The 15,636-nt window shown below is 57.2% G+C and carries 17 protein-coding genes; 12 read left to right on the top strand and 5 right to left on the bottom strand.

Translation table 11 applies throughout. From position 1 onward, the window contains the following. Positions 1-22: 22 nt before the first annotated feature. Positions 23-478 (bottom strand): ferritin family protein, encoded by a 456-nt coding sequence (locus SCARR_RS19145; RefSeq protein WP_136063259.1) that lies wholly within the window; start codon positions 476-478, stop codon positions 23-25. Positions 479-700: 222 nt separating this feature from the next. On the opposite strand from SCARR_RS19145, the gene SCARR_RS19140 reads away from it, so the two are divergent. Continuing rightward, on the top strand, positions 701-1,465 hold the full coding sequence (locus SCARR_RS19140) for a DUF481 domain-containing protein (RefSeq protein WP_168433440.1): 765 nt from the start codon (positions 701-703) through the stop codon (positions 1,463-1,465). Between the two features lie 217 nt (positions 1,466-1,682). Here SCARR_RS19140 and SCARR_RS19135 read toward each other — a convergent pair whose 3' ends face one another. Beyond that, positions 1,683-1,949 carry a hypothetical protein gene (locus SCARR_RS19135; protein ID WP_136063257.1) on the bottom strand — a complete coding sequence of 89 codons (267 nt, stop codon included), beginning with the start codon at positions 1,947-1,949 and terminating at the stop codon, positions 1,683-1,685. Here SCARR_RS19135 and SCARR_RS19130 point away from each other — a divergent pair. The 9 genes from SCARR_RS19130 to SCARR_RS19090 all read left to right on the top strand — a co-directional run bounded on the left by SCARR_RS19130 (position 1,923) and on the right by SCARR_RS19090 (position 11,650). After that, positions 1,923-4,115, top strand: coding sequence for a S8 family serine peptidase (locus tag SCARR_RS19130; RefSeq protein WP_136063256.1), 2,193 nt, complete (start codon positions 1,923-1,925; stop codon positions 4,113-4,115). The genes SCARR_RS19135 and SCARR_RS19130 overlap by 27 nt on opposite strands. Positions 4,116-4,230: 115 nt before the next feature. Next, on the top strand, positions 4,231-4,983 hold the full coding sequence (locus SCARR_RS19125) for a MotA/TolQ/ExbB proton channel family protein (RefSeq protein WP_136063255.1): 753 nt from the start codon (positions 4,231-4,233) through the stop codon (positions 4,981-4,983). Between the two features lie 132 nt (positions 4,984-5,115). Next, positions 5,116-5,523: an ExbD/TolR family protein gene (locus SCARR_RS19120; RefSeq protein WP_136063254.1), complete on the top strand. Its 408-nt coding sequence runs from the start codon at positions 5,116-5,118 to the stop codon at positions 5,521-5,523. 1 nt (position 5,524) lies between these two features. Next, a complete protein-coding gene (locus SCARR_RS19115) occupies positions 5,525-6,268 on the top strand; it encodes a TonB family protein (protein WP_136063253.1) in 744 nt (247 codons plus the stop codon). A 29-nt stretch (positions 6,269-6,297) separates the two neighbouring features. Beyond that, entirely contained in the window at positions 6,298-7,485 is a 1,188-nt protein-coding gene (locus SCARR_RS19110) for a PD40 domain-containing protein (protein ID WP_136063252.1), read from the top strand. A 22-nt stretch (positions 7,486-7,507) separates the two neighbouring features. Beyond that, positions 7,508-8,029 (top strand): OmpA family protein, encoded by a 522-nt coding sequence (locus SCARR_RS19105; RefSeq protein WP_222846367.1) that lies wholly within the window; start codon positions 7,508-7,510, stop codon positions 8,027-8,029. Between the two features lie 105 nt (positions 8,030-8,134). Continuing rightward, positions 8,135-9,352, top strand: a complete 1,218-nt coding sequence (locus SCARR_RS19100) for a sensor domain-containing diguanylate cyclase (RefSeq protein WP_168433439.1) — start codon at positions 8,135-8,137, stop codon at positions 9,350-9,352. Positions 9,353-9,380: 28 nt separating this feature from the next. Further along, positions 9,381-10,091, top strand: coding sequence for a pyridoxine 5'-phosphate synthase (locus SCARR_RS19095; RefSeq protein ID WP_136063250.1), 711 nt, complete (start codon positions 9,381-9,383; stop codon positions 10,089-10,091). 71 nt (positions 10,092-10,162) lie between these two features. Then, a complete protein-coding gene (locus SCARR_RS19090; RefSeq protein ID WP_136063249.1) occupies positions 10,163-11,650 on the top strand; it encodes an NAD(P)H-hydrate dehydratase in 1,488 nt (495 codons plus the stop codon). Here the strand turns inward: SCARR_RS19090 and SCARR_RS19085 are convergent. The 3 genes from SCARR_RS19085 to pheS form a co-directional block, all read right to left on the bottom strand. Next, the gene (locus SCARR_RS19085; protein WP_246044489.1) at positions 11,647-12,333 is read right to left on the bottom strand and encodes a pirin family protein; all 687 of its coding nucleotides are present in this window, start codon (positions 12,331-12,333) and stop codon (positions 11,647-11,649) included. The genes SCARR_RS19090 and SCARR_RS19085 overlap by 4 nt on opposite strands. Positions 12,334-12,424: 91 nt before the next feature. Next, entirely contained in the window at positions 12,425-13,723 is a 1,299-nt protein-coding gene (locus SCARR_RS19080) for an ATP-dependent 6-phosphofructokinase (protein ID WP_136063247.1), read from the bottom strand. An 11-nt stretch (positions 13,724-13,734) separates the two neighbouring features. Beyond that, positions 13,735-14,748, bottom strand: coding sequence for a phenylalanine--tRNA ligase subunit alpha (gene pheS / locus SCARR_RS19075; protein WP_136063246.1), 1,014 nt, complete (start codon positions 14,746-14,748; stop codon positions 13,735-13,737). Positions 14,749-15,015: 267 nt separating this feature from the next. Here pheS and SCARR_RS19070 point away from each other — a divergent pair, with 267 nt between their 5' ends. Both SCARR_RS19070 and SCARR_RS19065 read left to right on the top strand, forming a co-directional pair. After that, positions 15,016-15,255, top strand: a complete 240-nt coding sequence (locus SCARR_RS19070) for a type II toxin-antitoxin system Phd/YefM family antitoxin (RefSeq protein WP_168433438.1) — start codon at positions 15,016-15,018, stop codon at positions 15,253-15,255. Continuing rightward, a complete protein-coding gene (locus SCARR_RS19065) occupies positions 15,249-15,629 on the top strand; it encodes a type II toxin-antitoxin system VapC family toxin (protein WP_136063244.1) in 381 nt (126 codons plus the stop codon). The genes SCARR_RS19070 and SCARR_RS19065 overlap by 7 nt, the downstream gene beginning before the upstream one ends. The last annotated feature ends 7 nt before the right edge of the window (positions 15,630-15,636 follow it).

Here is a 15,636-nt window from a genome sequence, read left to right as displayed (position 1 = left end):
AGCCTCTGCGGTTGAAAACCAATTAAAGCGAATCGAACCCGAGCATCTGCTTGCTCAACTCGATCTGCTCGTGCTCTTCCATCACCAGCAGGTTTTCAAAGACCTCTCGGATTTTTTCAGAGAGTGCGCGCTGGGCCATTTCGCGATAGAACGCAATCAAACAGGCGTCGAAGTGCATGGCAGCCGCGACTACGTCGGCGACTTCCATTTCGGGCTTGATTTCAAATTCGGAGATGGCCGTGATCTTGGTGGATTCGGAGCCATACTTGAAATAGGTGTCGAGCACGTTGTCCGAAACCTGTTCCTCATACTGTGCCAGGCAGTCGTCCAGATATTTTTCGTGGCGGCTCATATAGTCGAGCAAAGCGCGGGTGCGCTCCTTGCTGGCGGATTCTTTGAGGGCGTCATAAAAGACGCTGAGTTTTTGGTGGAACTCCCGTGCGTGGTTCAGCACATCTTTGGTTTGATCAAATGCCATAATTGCTCCTTCGTTACACGGCAATTTTAGGCTGCCACGGGGCGGTGTCAACCGGGCATCCGTCTAAATAAGGTGTTCTTATTGCGCCATGCAGCACATTTAATTGAACAGAAAATGGGGCGAATACGGCTGTTTTGTTGCCATTCTTTAAGGTTGATGGTCTGCGACTCTTTCGCTATCGTTCACAGATGTTTCATTAAACACATAACAGGAGAGTTGAATATGAAGTTTGTTAAGGGAGTTGTATTGAGTTTGCTGGTCGCCGCGCCGATGGTCGGTTTGGCTGAATCAGATACCAACGTAGTTTGGAAGAAAAGCATTACGTTGGGTGCGTCCTACCGCTCCGGCAACACGGACAAAAGACTGTACATGGCCAATCTCAAGGTCGACCGCGCCTCTGAGCGGAGCGACTGGATCAGCAGCCTGTACGGCGAGTACGGCAAGACCGACGGCGACCAGACCGAAGGCATGGCGCGCCTGCAGTCGGAATACCGCTACAAGTTCGGCGAAAAGAGAAAATGGTTCGGCGGCATCTTCGCCGAGGGCTACAACGATGCCATCAAGCGGGTTCAATACCGGATCAAGATTGGCCCTAACATCGGCTATTACTGGATCAACGATGAAAAGATGAAGCTGGATACCAGCGTCGGCTATAACTTAGTACGCGAGAGAAGAGCGCATGCTATTAAGGACAGCGACCCAGCGAAGAGTGAATATAAAAGTGATGACTACGGGGAATATCGCGTGGCCGCCAACTATAATTGGCAGATGACCGAAACCGCCTCCTACTATTTCAGCGTGGAATATGTGATGGATGCCGAAGACACCGATAATGCCAACGGCCTGCTCGTCACCGGTCTGCGCAGCAAGATCAACAACCAGCTCTCGCTGACCGTTGAACTCCGCGATGAATACGACAATAAGCCGGCACCGGAAACAGAGTATAACGACACCACCATTATTGCTGGTCTGACCTACGACTTCTAAGTTGTTTTAGTTTCGGTGGAACCTGATGGTTTCATCTGGAAAGTGTTACCCTGTTAGGAGCACAGCAAGCCCAGACGGCAAGCTGGGCCTAGCAGGAGTAACATAATAACTGCAGCTGAAGAGCCCTGCCGTTGCACAACGAGCGCTTCCAGCCCCGGGTCGGCATGAATGATTGCGGGGGATTGGCGCAGCAGGATTTCCGGTTCTTCGACCGGATTTAGTTTTTCCTCGCAGCCTTTGCCGTATCCTTAGCGACCGATTTGGTGCAATTTTCGATGGTGGAAAACTCCACCTTGGTCCGCGTCGCCAATAAAACCGATTGCGTCTGATCCAATGCCTTGCGCTGCTGGTCGTTCTGCTCTGCCGGACTCCTTCCGGCGGGATGTTGAAAAAGCATCACTGCAGATTGAATGTTTCCCGTTCTTTCAGTGTCTAAGCCCGCATAATCGGGACAAGCATGATGAAAATGGGCACGGCCAAGCATTTGTTCGGTTCCCAGGCCTTGAAGATTGGAGGTCTGACGCTGTTTTTGCTGGCATCCATTGCGCAGGCCCAGCGCCACGAAACCTTTGCGGAGCGGCCTTCTAAACGCGCTGAAAGCGTGCAACAGGCGCGAATCCGCGCTGAGCAGGATCGCGAGGAGGTTCGCAGGCGGGGCTTGGAAATGCATCACGACGATGGCGTTCGAGTGATGGAAGCCATGGCGGTTCGCGACGGCCGTCCGATGTATTACACCACCTTCAACGACGGGGCCGCCGTCTCAACTGCCGCCGACGTAGTTCGCAACACATGGCCTTTCAGCGCCAATGGCGCGGGGGTAACGGTGGGCGTGTGGGACGGTGGGGGCGTGATGACCAATCATCAGGAATTCGGGAGCCGCATTGCCAACCTCGACAACGTTGCGGCGCACTATCATTCCACCCACGTCGGTGGCACCATCGGCGCTTCGGGCGTGGTGGCTCGCGCACAGGGCATGGCGCCGAACGCGGCAATTGATTCCTACGACTGGTACAGCGACGAAGCTGAAATGATGGCCTCCGCCGCGTCCTTCCCCGGCGAAGCCGGTAAAATCCAGCTCTCGAACCATTCGTACGGCTTCATCTCCGGTTGGTATTATGCGTATTGGACTAATCCATGGACCCATCGCTCCGGATACCATTGGTGGGGCGACATCACCATCGATCCCGCCGAGGCATTTTTCGGGCAATACAGCATCTATGCCCGCGAGTGGGATGAAATTGTCTATGATGCGCCGTACTTTCTTCCCTTTAAGTCGGCGGGCAACGAACGAACCGACAACCCTACGGACGGAAGCAAGGTCTACTATACGTCGGACGGGGGAACCACGTGGACGAACGCCCTCTATGACAGTGCGCTGCATCCGCTGGGCGACGGGGTTTTCAGGGGCGGCTACGATACCGTCCCAACCAAGGGGTGCGCAAAAAACATTATGACGGTCGGCGCCGTAACGGATGCGGAGCTGAACGGCCTCCGTGCTCCATTGCTCGCAAGCAACACGGTTTTCACCAGCTGGGGGCCCGCGGATGACGGGCGCATCAAGCCGGACATCGTGGCCAATGGAGACGGCCTGTATTCCTGCAATGTTTCCGGCACGGCGTCGTATGCGACCCGTTCTGGAACCAGCATGTCGTCGCCCAATGCCTGCGGATCGGCGGCGCTGCTGGTCGATTATTACGACGACCTGTTTCCGGGGGAGGCCATGCGCGCGAGCACGCTGAAAGGCTTGATCATTCACGCGGCGGACGATTTGGGGCGGCCGGGGCCGGACTATCAATATGGCTGGGGCCTGATGAATACGCTGGCGGCGGCGGAATTGTTGAAGGCCCGCGCTGAAGGCGATCTGATCCGCCTGACCGAGGAAACGCTCTCTACGCCCTCCAACACGGTCGACGCCTACACCGGTTTTGTTGACGGTGGCGGCCCTCTGCGGATCACCCTGTGCTGGACCGATCCGCCCGGGCCGTCAACCTCGGCGCTCGACAGCCGGACGGCGGCGTTGATCAACGATCTCGACCTGAAACTGACCGGGCCGGATGGCGCTTATCATCCCTACAAGCTCAGCTATGCGGATCCCGAAGCCCTCGCTTCCGCCGATTCGAAAAACGCGGTCGACAATGTCGAGCAGATCCTCGTTCAAGCGCCTGCTCCGGGCCTCTACACCATCACCGTTGACTATGACGGTACGCTTCAAGACGGCCTTCAGGCCTATTCGCTTCTGACCAGTGGGATCGAGTCCGACTCCGACGGCGACGGCTTGCCGGACCATTGGGAGGGTGGCTACTTCTTATGCGCCACCGGCGCGTTGGCCTCGGCGGACGCGGACGGCGACGGTATGGACAACCTTTCCGAATATATTGGCGGCAGCGACCCGACCGATCCGGATTCGGTGTTTGGCATTGCGTCGTGCCGTTCAATTCCGGCGGAGGGGCCCGCGCCGTTTGTCATTGAGTGGGACGCCATGCCCGGCCGCATATACAACGTTTACTGGACCTACCACCTCATCTATCTGCCGTTCGTCAACATTTCCGGCGACCTCTATTCGCCGGTCAACAGCTACACCGACACGGTCGAGCGCACCAGCTGGAGGGCGGGCCAGTACTACCGCATCGACGTTCAGCTGGACCAATAGCGCCCTCCCGGAAGTTTCCGCGGGATGCCCCCGTTTTTCATTTGCTTTTCCAGCGTCTGGAAATATGTTTGGAAGAACTATATTTCAAATCCCGCTAACAAGGATAAAATAGACCATGGATATGTTCGGTTCACTGCTGGTTTCGCTGCCGGTCGCTAATATGATGGATGCCTTTTTGGATAGTACGTTGCCTGGCAAGGCGATTGTTTTAATTCTGTGGTTTGGCTCGGCCGGCGCATGGACCATTATGGTGACGAAGGGGTGGCAGCTGAATCTCGCCACCCAGGCCACTTACACCTTTCTCGAAGCTTTCCGCACGGAACGCACGCCGACGGCGCTGTTCACTAAACGCGAGGAATATCCGGGAACACCACTCAACACGATTTATAAAGCCGGCTGCAACGCCCTTGGCAGCGAGCTGCAGGCCCACGGCATCGACCCCGACGACCTGCTCATGGGCGATATGACCTCCGAGGAGCACCGCCGCCTTTCGCTCAATCAGCTCGAAACCCTCCGAACGGTGGTCGACCGCAATGTGGCCGACGAGGCGCTGAGCCTGGAGTCGCAAATGGGCGGGCTGGCCACGGCGGTCAGTGCGGCGCCGTTTCTCGGCCTGCTGGGAACTGTTTGGGGCGTGATGGATGCCTTCGCCGGGATGGCGGAGTCCGGTTCGGCCGCGCTTTCGGCGGTGGCGCCCGGCATTTCCGGCGCGCTGCTCACCACGATTGTCGGCCTGCTCGTTGCGCTGCCGTCTATGATTGGCTACAACCTGCTCTCTGCCAAGATCCGCCACATATCGGTTCAGATGGACAATTTTTCTCAGGAGTTCATCTCTGAAATCCAAAACACCTACGTAATCGAGGTCTGATGTGTCCGGCGCAACATTAGGGGGAAGCAAAATGAGTAAGAGCAAAACAATGATTCCCAGTGAGCAGGAATCATTTTGCTCAAAATCATTTTGCAATAGCATCAAAATTCAAAATTCGGAAATTGCGTAGTTATGGCAAGAAGAACCAGCTTGGTTTCATTAGGGCAGATCAGCGACATCAACATGACGCCGCTGATGGATCTGACGTTTATTCTGCTGATTACGTTCATCATCACCTTTCCGCTGATTGAGCAGGGGGTTGCGATCAATCTGCCCAAGGGCAAGGCGGCGGATATGATGGATGCGGAGACGCGGTCGATCAGCCTCAACCTGGAAAAGCAGCTCTATCTCGACGACGTGCCGGTTTCCCATGAAGAGCTGGCCTCGGCGATGAGCAATATTGGCTTGAACGAGCCGAATACAACGATCTATGTCCGTGCCGACCGGAAGCTTCCCTACGGCGACGTGGTGGAGATCATGCGGGTTCTCCACGACGCGAACATCACGAAAATGGCTTTGGTGACCGAGGCGGATCAGTAGGATGAACCCGTTTGAGCGCAAGATTACCCTGCGGGTGGTGGGGATCCATGCGGGCATTATTTTGCTGTTGCTCCTGCAGTCGTGGATACCCAGTTGCTTCAAGCCGAAACCAAAGCCGGAGATCGTCACCTTCATCGAGTTTGGATCGCCGGCGCCGCAGGTGGCGGTGGAGCAGGTGGCGGAGATGTCCGAACCTGAGCCCCCTGCGCCTGCGCCGGAGCCCGAACCGGCTCCCGTTCCGGAGCCGCCGAAGCCGAAGCCCAAACCCAAGCCGGTGCCCAAACCAAAACCGAAGCCGGTTGAAACGCCTAAACCAAAACCCAAGCCTGAGCCGAAATGGAAGCCGACTCCGGTGGATCAAATCAAGAAGGGTAAAAAGATCGAGGAAAAACCAGTCAAGCCGACCATCTCGTCCTCGGATATCAAAAAGGCCTTGTCCGGTATTGCATCGCCGTCGGCCGCGTCGGGGAATTCGAGCGAGTTTTCCTCATACGATTCGCAGATCTACTCCATTTTCTACAGCGCCTGGATCCAGCCCGCTGCGCCCGGCTCCCGGCCGGCGAGCGTGACGATGTCTATCGTTTCGAACGGGCGGATAACGCGCCGGGCGCTGACGCAGTCGTCCGGCGACGCCGCATTCGACCAAACCGTCATGGCCGCAGTGAACAGCGTTTCGATGCTGCCCCGGCCTCCGGCGGGCTATCCTCTGGATAATTTTGTCGTACAGTTCAGGATTATTGATTAGGTTTCATCCCGATTTTGGAGAATTTGAAAATGAACAGATTATTGCTATTAACCGGGGCCTGCCTGCTCGTTTTAACCGCAAGCGGCCAACGTGTGATTGATATCGGAAAAAAGGGAGAGGGCAAGATTGGAATCAATCTGTCGTCGTTCAAAACGGGCAGCGATTCGGCCAGTCATACGTTTATCTCCGTGCTGAAGGCCGACCTGAACCGCTCGGGCTATTTTTCGGTGACGTCGAGCGGCGGCGGGATCAATGTCGTTGGTTCCTGCACATCGGGCGGCAGTCAGTTGCGGGCCGACTGCCAGGTGTATAAGTCTGCATCCCGGCAACGTTTGCTCGGCAAGTCCTATAGCGCGCCCGCCTCCAGCGTCCGCAGCCTGGCCCACAAGGCGGCCGACGAAATCCTCTACGCCGTCACCGGCAAGAAGGGCATGGCCTCGGCCAAGCTAGCGCTGGTATACAAAAAAGGGCGGGGCTCGGAACTGGTCGTGTGCGACATTGACGGGCATAACAAGAGGCAGATCACCAAAGACCGCAGCATTGTGGTGGGGCCGGGCTGGTCGCCTGACCGCAAGAACGTCGTCTATACTTCCTACAAGGGGGGCTACCCCAACGTTTATTTGACGGGACGCGCCAAGCCGCTTTCCAGCCACGCCGGCCTGAACGCCAGCGGGGCGATTTCGCCGGACGGCAAGAGCCTGGCGCTGATTATGTCGCGCGACGGCAACCCCGAGCTATACCTCAAGAGCCTGCGCACCGGCCTGCTCAAGCGGTTGACCGAAACACGGCGCGGCGATGAAGGCAGCCCGTGCTGGTCGCCGGACGGCAACCATATTGCCTATGTGTCCAACACTTCCGGGCGCGCGCAGATCTACATCATCTCAAAAAAAGGCGGCACGCCAATGCGTCTGACCACCTCTGGTTCCGAAAGCTTCTCGCCGGACTGGGGGATGAATGGATACATTGCGTTTAGCAGCCGGATCGGCGGGCGCTACCGCATCGCCATGATTAATCCGGCCACGAAAAACCTGAAGCTGGTTGAAACCGACTACGCGGACTATGAAGATCCGAGCTGGGCGCCGGACGGCCGCCATATCGTCTGTTCGCGCACCTCTCAGTACCGTTCATCCATCTACCTCCTTGACACGTTGAAAGATTCTCATGTAGCTTTGATTTCAGGTTCTGGTGACTGGGTTTCTCCAGCCTGTTCTCCTTAAAAACCAATACGGGGTAGTAGTTATGAGCAATAAAGTTTTCAAGTTTATGTTTTTGATGGTTCTTGCTGGAACAACCGCCTTTATGAGCGGCTGTAAATCGAAGAATCCCAACACGGGCCTTTACGGTTCCGATGCTGGCCTCTACGGCGATCCGCTCCTCGGTGACGTGCCGCTGGAAGGCGACTCGGGCGATTGGCCTGCCGACGGCGACCGCAGCCTGTTCGACGCCGTGTATTTTGCCTATGACAGCTCTCAGGTTAATCCGGAGGAAGCCGGAAAGTGCGAAGCCGTGGCCAAACACCTTAACAAAGGCAAGGGTCAGGGCGTGATTGTGGAAGGGCACACCGACGAGCGCGGCAGCCACGACTACAACCTCGCGCTGGGCGAACGCCGCGCATTGGCCGTTCGCGACTACCTTATCAGCCTCGGCGTCGATCCTAGCGTTATCCAAACGAAAAGCTATGGCGAGGAGATGCCTGACTCCGCCGGCCATGACGAAGGTGCCTGGCGCCTGAACCGGCGTTCCGTCTTCGCCATCTATTAATTAGGGCTCGTTAAGGCGCGGCAAGCCGCGCCTTACTTATTTTCTATGTCGTTGCTTTTTCCCACGATTGCAGCCCAGTTCGACTTTTTTAGCGGAACTTTGGGCGTGCTGGCTTCAGTTGTCGTTTCCTTCATTGCGATAACGATGGTGGCCAGCTATTACCGCTTCCAGCACATCGTCCAGCAGGCGGAAAGCAGCCAGCCCGATGAGATGGGTGCCTCGGCCGACGATATTCTGCGCGTGCAGCTCGCCCGCTATCTGGCCGGCTGCGCCCGGCGCGGCACCTCTTTTGCGGTTTCGCTCATTCATACGGACAACCCGGCGGTCGAAGTGCGCATCGGTGCGTCGTTCGTCGAGGCCATCAAGCTGGCCGCCCGATGCGGCGATGTGGTCTGCATCTTCGACGGCCGTACTGCCGCGTTGCTGACGGAGGCTGAGCCGGAAGATACCGCAGGTATTCTTCGCCGCATCCTCGGTTCAGCTGAATCGGCCAGCCCGGAGCTGGAGCAGGGTTCGTTGCGCGCCGGAATTGCGTCCTATCCCGGCCACGGACTCAGTGGCAGGGAGCTGCTGCAGGTGGCTCAAAACGGCCTTGGCCAGACCGATGAGGCCTCTCCGGTGGTCATGCCCGAAATTGTTGATTTCGACGACGAGGATGAAGAGGGCGCTGAGGAATCCGTCGCAGCAGTTGTGGAATCGGCACTGGCCGAAGAGGTCGCGGAGGGGGAGTCCGGCCCGAAGGTCTCCAAGGGCTGGAAAGAGCGCCGGAAGAACGTCATGCTCGATGAGCTGACCGGCGTTCTGAAGCCTTCTGCCGTCTCGGCCTACATGCAACGCATGATGAGCGAAATGCGTCGGAAAAAACAGCACGTGGCGCTCTTCTGCATCGGCGTCAACAATATCGAACACATTATCCGTATTCACGGGGAAGACGCCGCCAACGATGTCTTGGTGGGCATCAGTAAAATCATGCAGGAAAATCTTCGGGCGGACGACTTGATTGGCCGCCACGAAAAGTACGCTTTCCTGGTTCTCGCCCAAGCTTCGCTGTCGGAAGCGGAAATTGTCGGGAAGCGCATCAGCACGCTGGTGCAGCAAAGCGAATTTGTTGCCGGCGCCAAAAGATTGAAAACCACCATTACACTCGGCGTGGCGACCTACCCAGAACATGGGCGCAATCTGCACCAGCTCTACACGGCGGGGCAAAAGGTGCTCGACTACAGCCGCGCCAACGATATCCGTGCTTATGCGGTTTACGATCCGCAGTTGCATGATAAGGTCGAATCCAAGCCAATGAAGAACATTAAGTCGGTTCAGGCCTGACCGCCGGAATGCCGAAGGAGAAGAGAATATGAAGCTAGGTGTGAACATTGACCATATCGCCACGCTGCGCCAGGCGCGCGGCACCGTCTATCCCGATCCGCTCGACGCGGCCATCCTGTGCGCCCGCGCCGGCGCCCACGGGATTACCGCCCACCTTCGCGAAGATCGTCGCCATATTCAAGACGACGACATCTACCGGCTCAAGGAGCTGCAGCCCTTGCCGCTCAACCTTGAGATGGCCAACGTAGAGTCGATTGTTGAGATTGCCCTGAATGTTAAGCCGGCGGAAGTCTGCCTCGTTCCCGAAAAGCGGCAGGAGCTGACTACGGAAGGCGGTCTTGATGTGATTGGCCATTTCGATGCCATCAAGGACACGGTGCAAAGCCTCACGGAGGCCGGCATCGAAGTCAGCCTGTTCGTTGATGCCGACGAAATGACGCTGGCGGCTTGCAAGGACACCGGCGCACCCGTCGTCGAGCTGCACACCGGCGCCTACTGCAACGCTGAGCCGAACGACCGTGCGGTGTTCATCGAACAGCTCATCCGTAGTGCGGACTATGCGCACGGCCTCGGCCTTAAAGTGAATGCCGGCCACGGCATCAACCTTGAAAACCTTGGAGGCATTCTCTGCATACCGCACCTCGCCATGCTTAACATCGGCCACAGCATTGTGTGCCGTGCAGTGTTCGAAGGGTTGGAAAACGCCGTGGGCGAAATGTTTGGGGCCATGCAGGACTAAGAGGGGTGAAACGTGAAGTTTGAAACTTGAACCACGTCTCGATCGTCACGCCTCACTCATCACGTTAAACCATGAAAATCGTCACTCCAGAACAGATGCGGCAACTTGATGCCAACACCATGAACTCCGGCATTCCCGGTGAAGAGCTGATGCTGACCGCCGGCGAAGGTCTGGCCTCCGCCATCCGTACGCTGGCCTCCAACCACCAGCTCATCGACTCTCCCGTGCTCTTTGTCGCCGGTTGCGGCAATAACGGCGGCGATGCATTTGTGGCGGCCCATGGCCTGCACGAAGACGGCTGGCCGGTCGAATGCTGGTTGGCTTGCCCTGAAAGCAAGCTCAAGGGCGATGCGCTTATCCATTTCAAAAAAATGAAGAAGGCCGGCGTGCCTTTTCAGGCTTTGGAAACCTCTGAGCATTGGGCGCATGCCTCGGCGTGCGGCACCGACGCCGAAATCGTGATCGATGGCCTGCTCGGCACCGGAGCTTTCGGGGAGCTGCGCGGTGTAATTGCTGATGCCATTGCATTTGTCGATGCCCAGGCCGACCGTGCCTTGGTTGTTGCTGTCGATGTGCCTTCCGCCATGGCGGTGCGCGCTGATCTGACCGTCACGATGGGACTACCCAAGGTTGAAAGCGTTCAGTCTGAAAACGTCGATTTCGTCGGCAACCTCGAAGTGGTTGATATTGGTATTCCTGTCGAGTTCATTGAAGAAGCCGATGGTGATTCAGAGTTGGAGTTCATCCACCCTTCGGATCTTGCGCCGCTCTTTCCGCGTCGGCCCCGCGATGCGCATAAAGGCTTTTTTGGGCATGTGCTCTGCATTGGAGGATCGAAAGGCTTCAGTGGCGCCATCACGATGGCGAGCCGCGCCGCCTGCCGCTCGGGGGCCGGCTTGGTTTCGGCTTTTGTGCCGGAAGCAATCCATGCGCTGGTTGCGCCCGGAGTACCCGAAGTCATGGTTCATTCCTGCATGCCGGAAGGCCAATGGACGGCCATAATGGCCGGCCCCGGCATGGGGCGCTCGGCCACTACGCGCGAGCAGGTGCTCCACTTGCTGGAAACGTCGAAGGTGCCGGTGGTTCTCGATGCCGATGCGATCACCGTTCTGGCAGACCATGTGGCTGCCATAGCGGCGGCCCGCTGCCCGGTCGTCCTCACGCCCCACCCCGGCGAGTTCGCCGCGCTGTTTGGCCTGAAGGTGGCGGATGTGCAGGCGGACCGTTTCGGCATGGCCAAAATGGCCGCTGATAAACTTGGCGCAATGATCGTGCTGAAAGGCGCCGGAACGCTCGTCGCCTCGTCCGGACGACCCGTGGCGGTGAATATGACCGGCAATCCCGGCATGGCTTCCGGCGGTTCCGGCGATGTGCTCGCAGGAATCATCGCCGGTTTGGCGGGGCAGGGGATTCCTCCGTTCGAAGCGGCTTGCGCCGCCGTTTGGCTGCATGGCCGCGCCGCCGACCTGGCGGCGGCTGAAAAAGCGCAGGCTTCTCTCATTGCGCCCGACCTCGTCGAAAAGCTGTCCGAAGCCTTCCGCAGTATTTCGTGTCGCTAGGCGAGGGCGAAAAGCAAGAACTCGCTGGATTCGGCCGCTGCGAGGGTGATCAGTTTTTCTTCGTCGATGGCCGCGCCGTCTCCGGCTTGCAGGTCGATTCCATTGACGATCAACTGTCCTTTAATCATTTGGATCCATGCATGCCGATCCAATGAAATTTCGTGCTCGAGCTGTTTTCCTGTTTTCAGCAAGCCACCATATATTTCGACGTCTTGATGAATCGTCAGGCTGTTGCGCTTGCCGGTTTGCGAGGCAAGAAGGACGAGCTCGTTGGGTTTCCAACGGGAGGGAAAGTCGCGCTGCTCGTAGCCGGGCTCTAGGCCGATTCGTTCGGTATAGATCCAGATTTGCAGCAGGTGCGTTTCCTGGGCGGTCGGGTTGAACTCGCTGTGCGTGACGCCTGTGCCGGCGGTCATGCGCTGCAGTGCGCCTCGCCGGATGACGGAGCCGTTGCCCATGCTGTCTTTATGCTCAATCTCGCCTTCGACCACATAGGTGATGATTTCCATGTTTTCGTGGGGATGCGTGCCAAAACCTTTTCCGCTCGGGATCCAGTCCTCGTTCAGCACGCGCAACGCCCTGAACTTGGTGTGTTCCGGATCGAAATAAGAGGCGAACGAGAACGTATGGCAGCTTTTCAGCCATCCATGCTCGGCTTGCCCGCGTTCTTTGGGTCTTCTCATGGCAACCATGGTTTCATTGCTCTTTGACCTACAGAAGGAGACACATGGGGTGTTCTGGCGTTCAATTCGTTTAGCGCACAACTAAAGCGGTTCAGCTGTTCGCCATTTGGGCGGGCTGGTGCGTGGCTTGCACCACGGTCTGCCAGAACCAGCTTTGCGGATCGATCGTCTTGCGCGCGCCAACCATCGGGATGGGCAGGTGTATGAGGCGGTCATGGTGGAGGCCGACAATCATGTTCGTTTTTCCAGCCATAGCGGCGTGGACGGCGTTGTTGCCCAGGCGCAGGCAGTACATCGAGTCGTTCGCGTTGGCGCGGCGGCTTCGGATGTTGTAGCTCGGGTCGAAATACTTGACGTTGGCTTCCATGTTTTCGGCTTTGAAGTAGGCGTTGATTTCGTTCTTTAGCAGGATGCCGATGTCGTTGAGGTTCTTGTTGCCGGACTTGTTGGTTCCCAGCAGGGCATCGAACAGGTTTTGTCCTGCTCCTTCGGCCACGACCACCACGGCGTGCTCTTTGTTTTGCAGGCGGGTTTTCAGGTGTTGAAGAAATCCGTTCGGCCCATGAAGGTCGAACGGAACTTCCGGCACGAGGCAAAAGTTGACGTTGCTGTTGGCCAGCGATGCGCTGGCGGCGATCCAGCCCGACTCGCGCCCCATCAGGTTCACGAGTCCCACGCCGTTGCGGTAGGCCTTAGCTTCCGAGTGGGCGTTGGTGATGATGTCCCATGTGGCTTCAACGGCGGTTTCAAAGCCGAACGAGCGCTGAATCAGGTCGATATCGTTATCGATGGTTTTCGGAATGCCGACGACCGCGATGGGCAGGTTGCGCTTTTTGACGCCTTCAACAATATCGCGCGCACCGCGCTGCGTGCCGTCGCCGCCGATCGTGAAGAGGATGTCCACTCCGTAGTGAATCAGCGTATTGATGATTTCATCGGTGTCCTGCGCGCCGCGCGACGACTTGAGGATCGTGCCGCCTTTTTCATGGATCTCGTCGGTGTTGTCGGTGGTCAGCTCAATCGGGTAGTGGTAGTACTTGGCAACCAATCCTTCGTAGCCATACTTGAAGCCGAGGACGCGCTTTACGCCATAGCTTTGCAGGCTGCAAAAGGTTAGCGCGCGGATTACATCGTTGAGTCCCGGGCAGAGGCCACCGCAGGTCACGATTCCAACGGTGACGTTCTTCGGGTTGAAAAAGAGCTTTTCACGCGGGCCGGCCAGTTCGAAATAGTCAATGTCGTCGATGCTTTCGAGGTCGGCGAAGTCTTTGGTGCGGTCGTTGCATGCAACGGCTTCTCCGTTGTAGAAACGGTTGATCTGCCCCTTCAGCGGCGAGTCGTAGTTGGGTTCGCCAAGCGTATCCGCCCGGATAATTTTAGCTTCTGCCATTGGATGCTCTCCTAGAACTGTGAAAGGAACCGGACGTCGTTTTCGTACAGGTTCCGGATGTCGTGAATACCGTATAGTATCATGGTGATGCGTTCGATGCCCATGCCGAAGGCGAAGCCGGTGACGGCCGAGGAATCGTAGCCGACGGATTGGAATACGTTGGGGTCGACCATGCCGGCGCCAAGGATTTCGATCCAACCGCTGTTCTTGCAGACGCGGCAACCCTTGCCTTGGCAGACGTGGCAGGTGAAGTCCACCTCCACGCTAGGCTCGGTGAACGGGAAAAAGTGCGGGCGGAAACGGATCTTCACATCCGGGCCCATCAGCTCGCGGGCGAAGTACGACAGCGTGCCCTTGAGATCGGCCAGCGAAACGTTTTCATCCACATAGAGGCCTTCCACCTGGTGGAAGTTGGCGCTGTGCGTCGCGTCCGGCGTATCGCGGCGGTAGCAGCGGCCGGGCGAGATGATCCGCACCGGCGGCTTGTGCTCCATCATGTAGCGCACCTGCACCGGCGAGGTGTGGCAGCGCATCAGGTCGCCGTTGTTTAAATAGAACGTGTCCTGCTCGTCGCGCGACGGATGGTCGGCCGGCGTGTTCAGCGCATCAAAGTTGTTCCAGACCGATTCCACGTCCGGACCGTCGGCCACCGTGAAGCCCAGCGTTTGGAAAATCTGGGTGATGCGGTCGGTGATCTGCGTGATCGGATGGCGGGTGCCGAGCCCCTGCCATTGGCCCGGCTGGGACAGGTCGAAGCCCGCGCCCGCGGCGCCGGCGCTTCCGGCAAAGCCGGCCTGCTTCTGCTTGATCAGTTCCGTCAGCTCATTCTTAAGCTCGTTGACGGTTTTGCCGAACATCGGCTTTTCTTCCGGCGAAACATTTTTAAGCTCCTGCATCACCTTTGGCAAAAGGCCTTTGCGCGCCAAGTATTCAATGCGCACGGCCTCCAGTGCATCGCCATCCGTAGCCGCTTCCGCTTCGCCCAAGGCTTTCGCCTTTAATTCGATCAAGTCCTGTAAATTCATAGCTCTATGCTTCCTTTAAACCACTAATTAACACTAATCAGCACTAATCTCTAAAACTGAGGTAAATGAATCGAAAAATAATTCCCCTTCGTCATTCAGCGGTTCCTTATTCCTTGTTCAAGATTCAAAACCCCTATCATCCAAGCTATGGCCAATATGGCAATTGCTTTTTTACTGTTTTTCCAAGGTTTGGAAGATGAATTCGCCCATAGAGCGCTTGACGGATGAATATACATAAGTAAATGTATATTTTGAATGGAGGCAGGAATGAAGGCAACAGCAAAGGATTTACGGTACAACCTGAAGGGCATCATGGAGTCCGTTGAGCGCGGCGAAGAGGTATTGGTCACCAATCGCGGCAGGGTGAAGGCGCGCATCGTTCCCGTCGGGAAGGAGGAGGAAGCCAAGCAGGACAATCCCTTTATCGGCATGTGGAAAGACCGTAAGGATCTTAAGGATATCGACGCCCATGTCCGCGAGCTTCGCAAGGGGCGCCCGCTATGCTAGTCGATAGCGACGTACTCATCTGGGCGAGCCGAGGCAACCCAAAGGCCGTCCGCAAGCTCGACAAGGAAAGTGGATTCTCCATCTCCGCTGTCACCTATATGGAGCTGTGCCAAGGCATGCGCGACAAGGCGGAACTGGCCGCCTTCAAGAAGGCCATGAAAATCTGGCGGGTGCAGATCGCCCCCATCGACGAGGCGATATCTTATCAAGCCATGTTTTTCGTGGAGCGCTATTGTCTTAGCTATTCGCTCTGCTTGGCCGATGCATTGATTGCCGCGACGGCGGGGCACCTTGGAGAGCCCCTATTGACGGCCAACATCAAGCACTACTCCATGATTCCGGAAATAACCCTCAAGCAATTCCGCCCTGAGTAAGCTGGAC

Source organism: Pontiella sulfatireligans (genome assembly GCF_900890705.1).
In the GTDB taxonomy this organism is placed as follows: domain Bacteria; phylum Verrucomicrobiota; class Kiritimatiellia; order Kiritimatiellales; family Pontiellaceae; genus Pontiella; species Pontiella sulfatireligans.
Note: the sequence above shows the minus strand (reverse complement) of the source record. Positions and strands in the feature narration are given on the sequence as shown.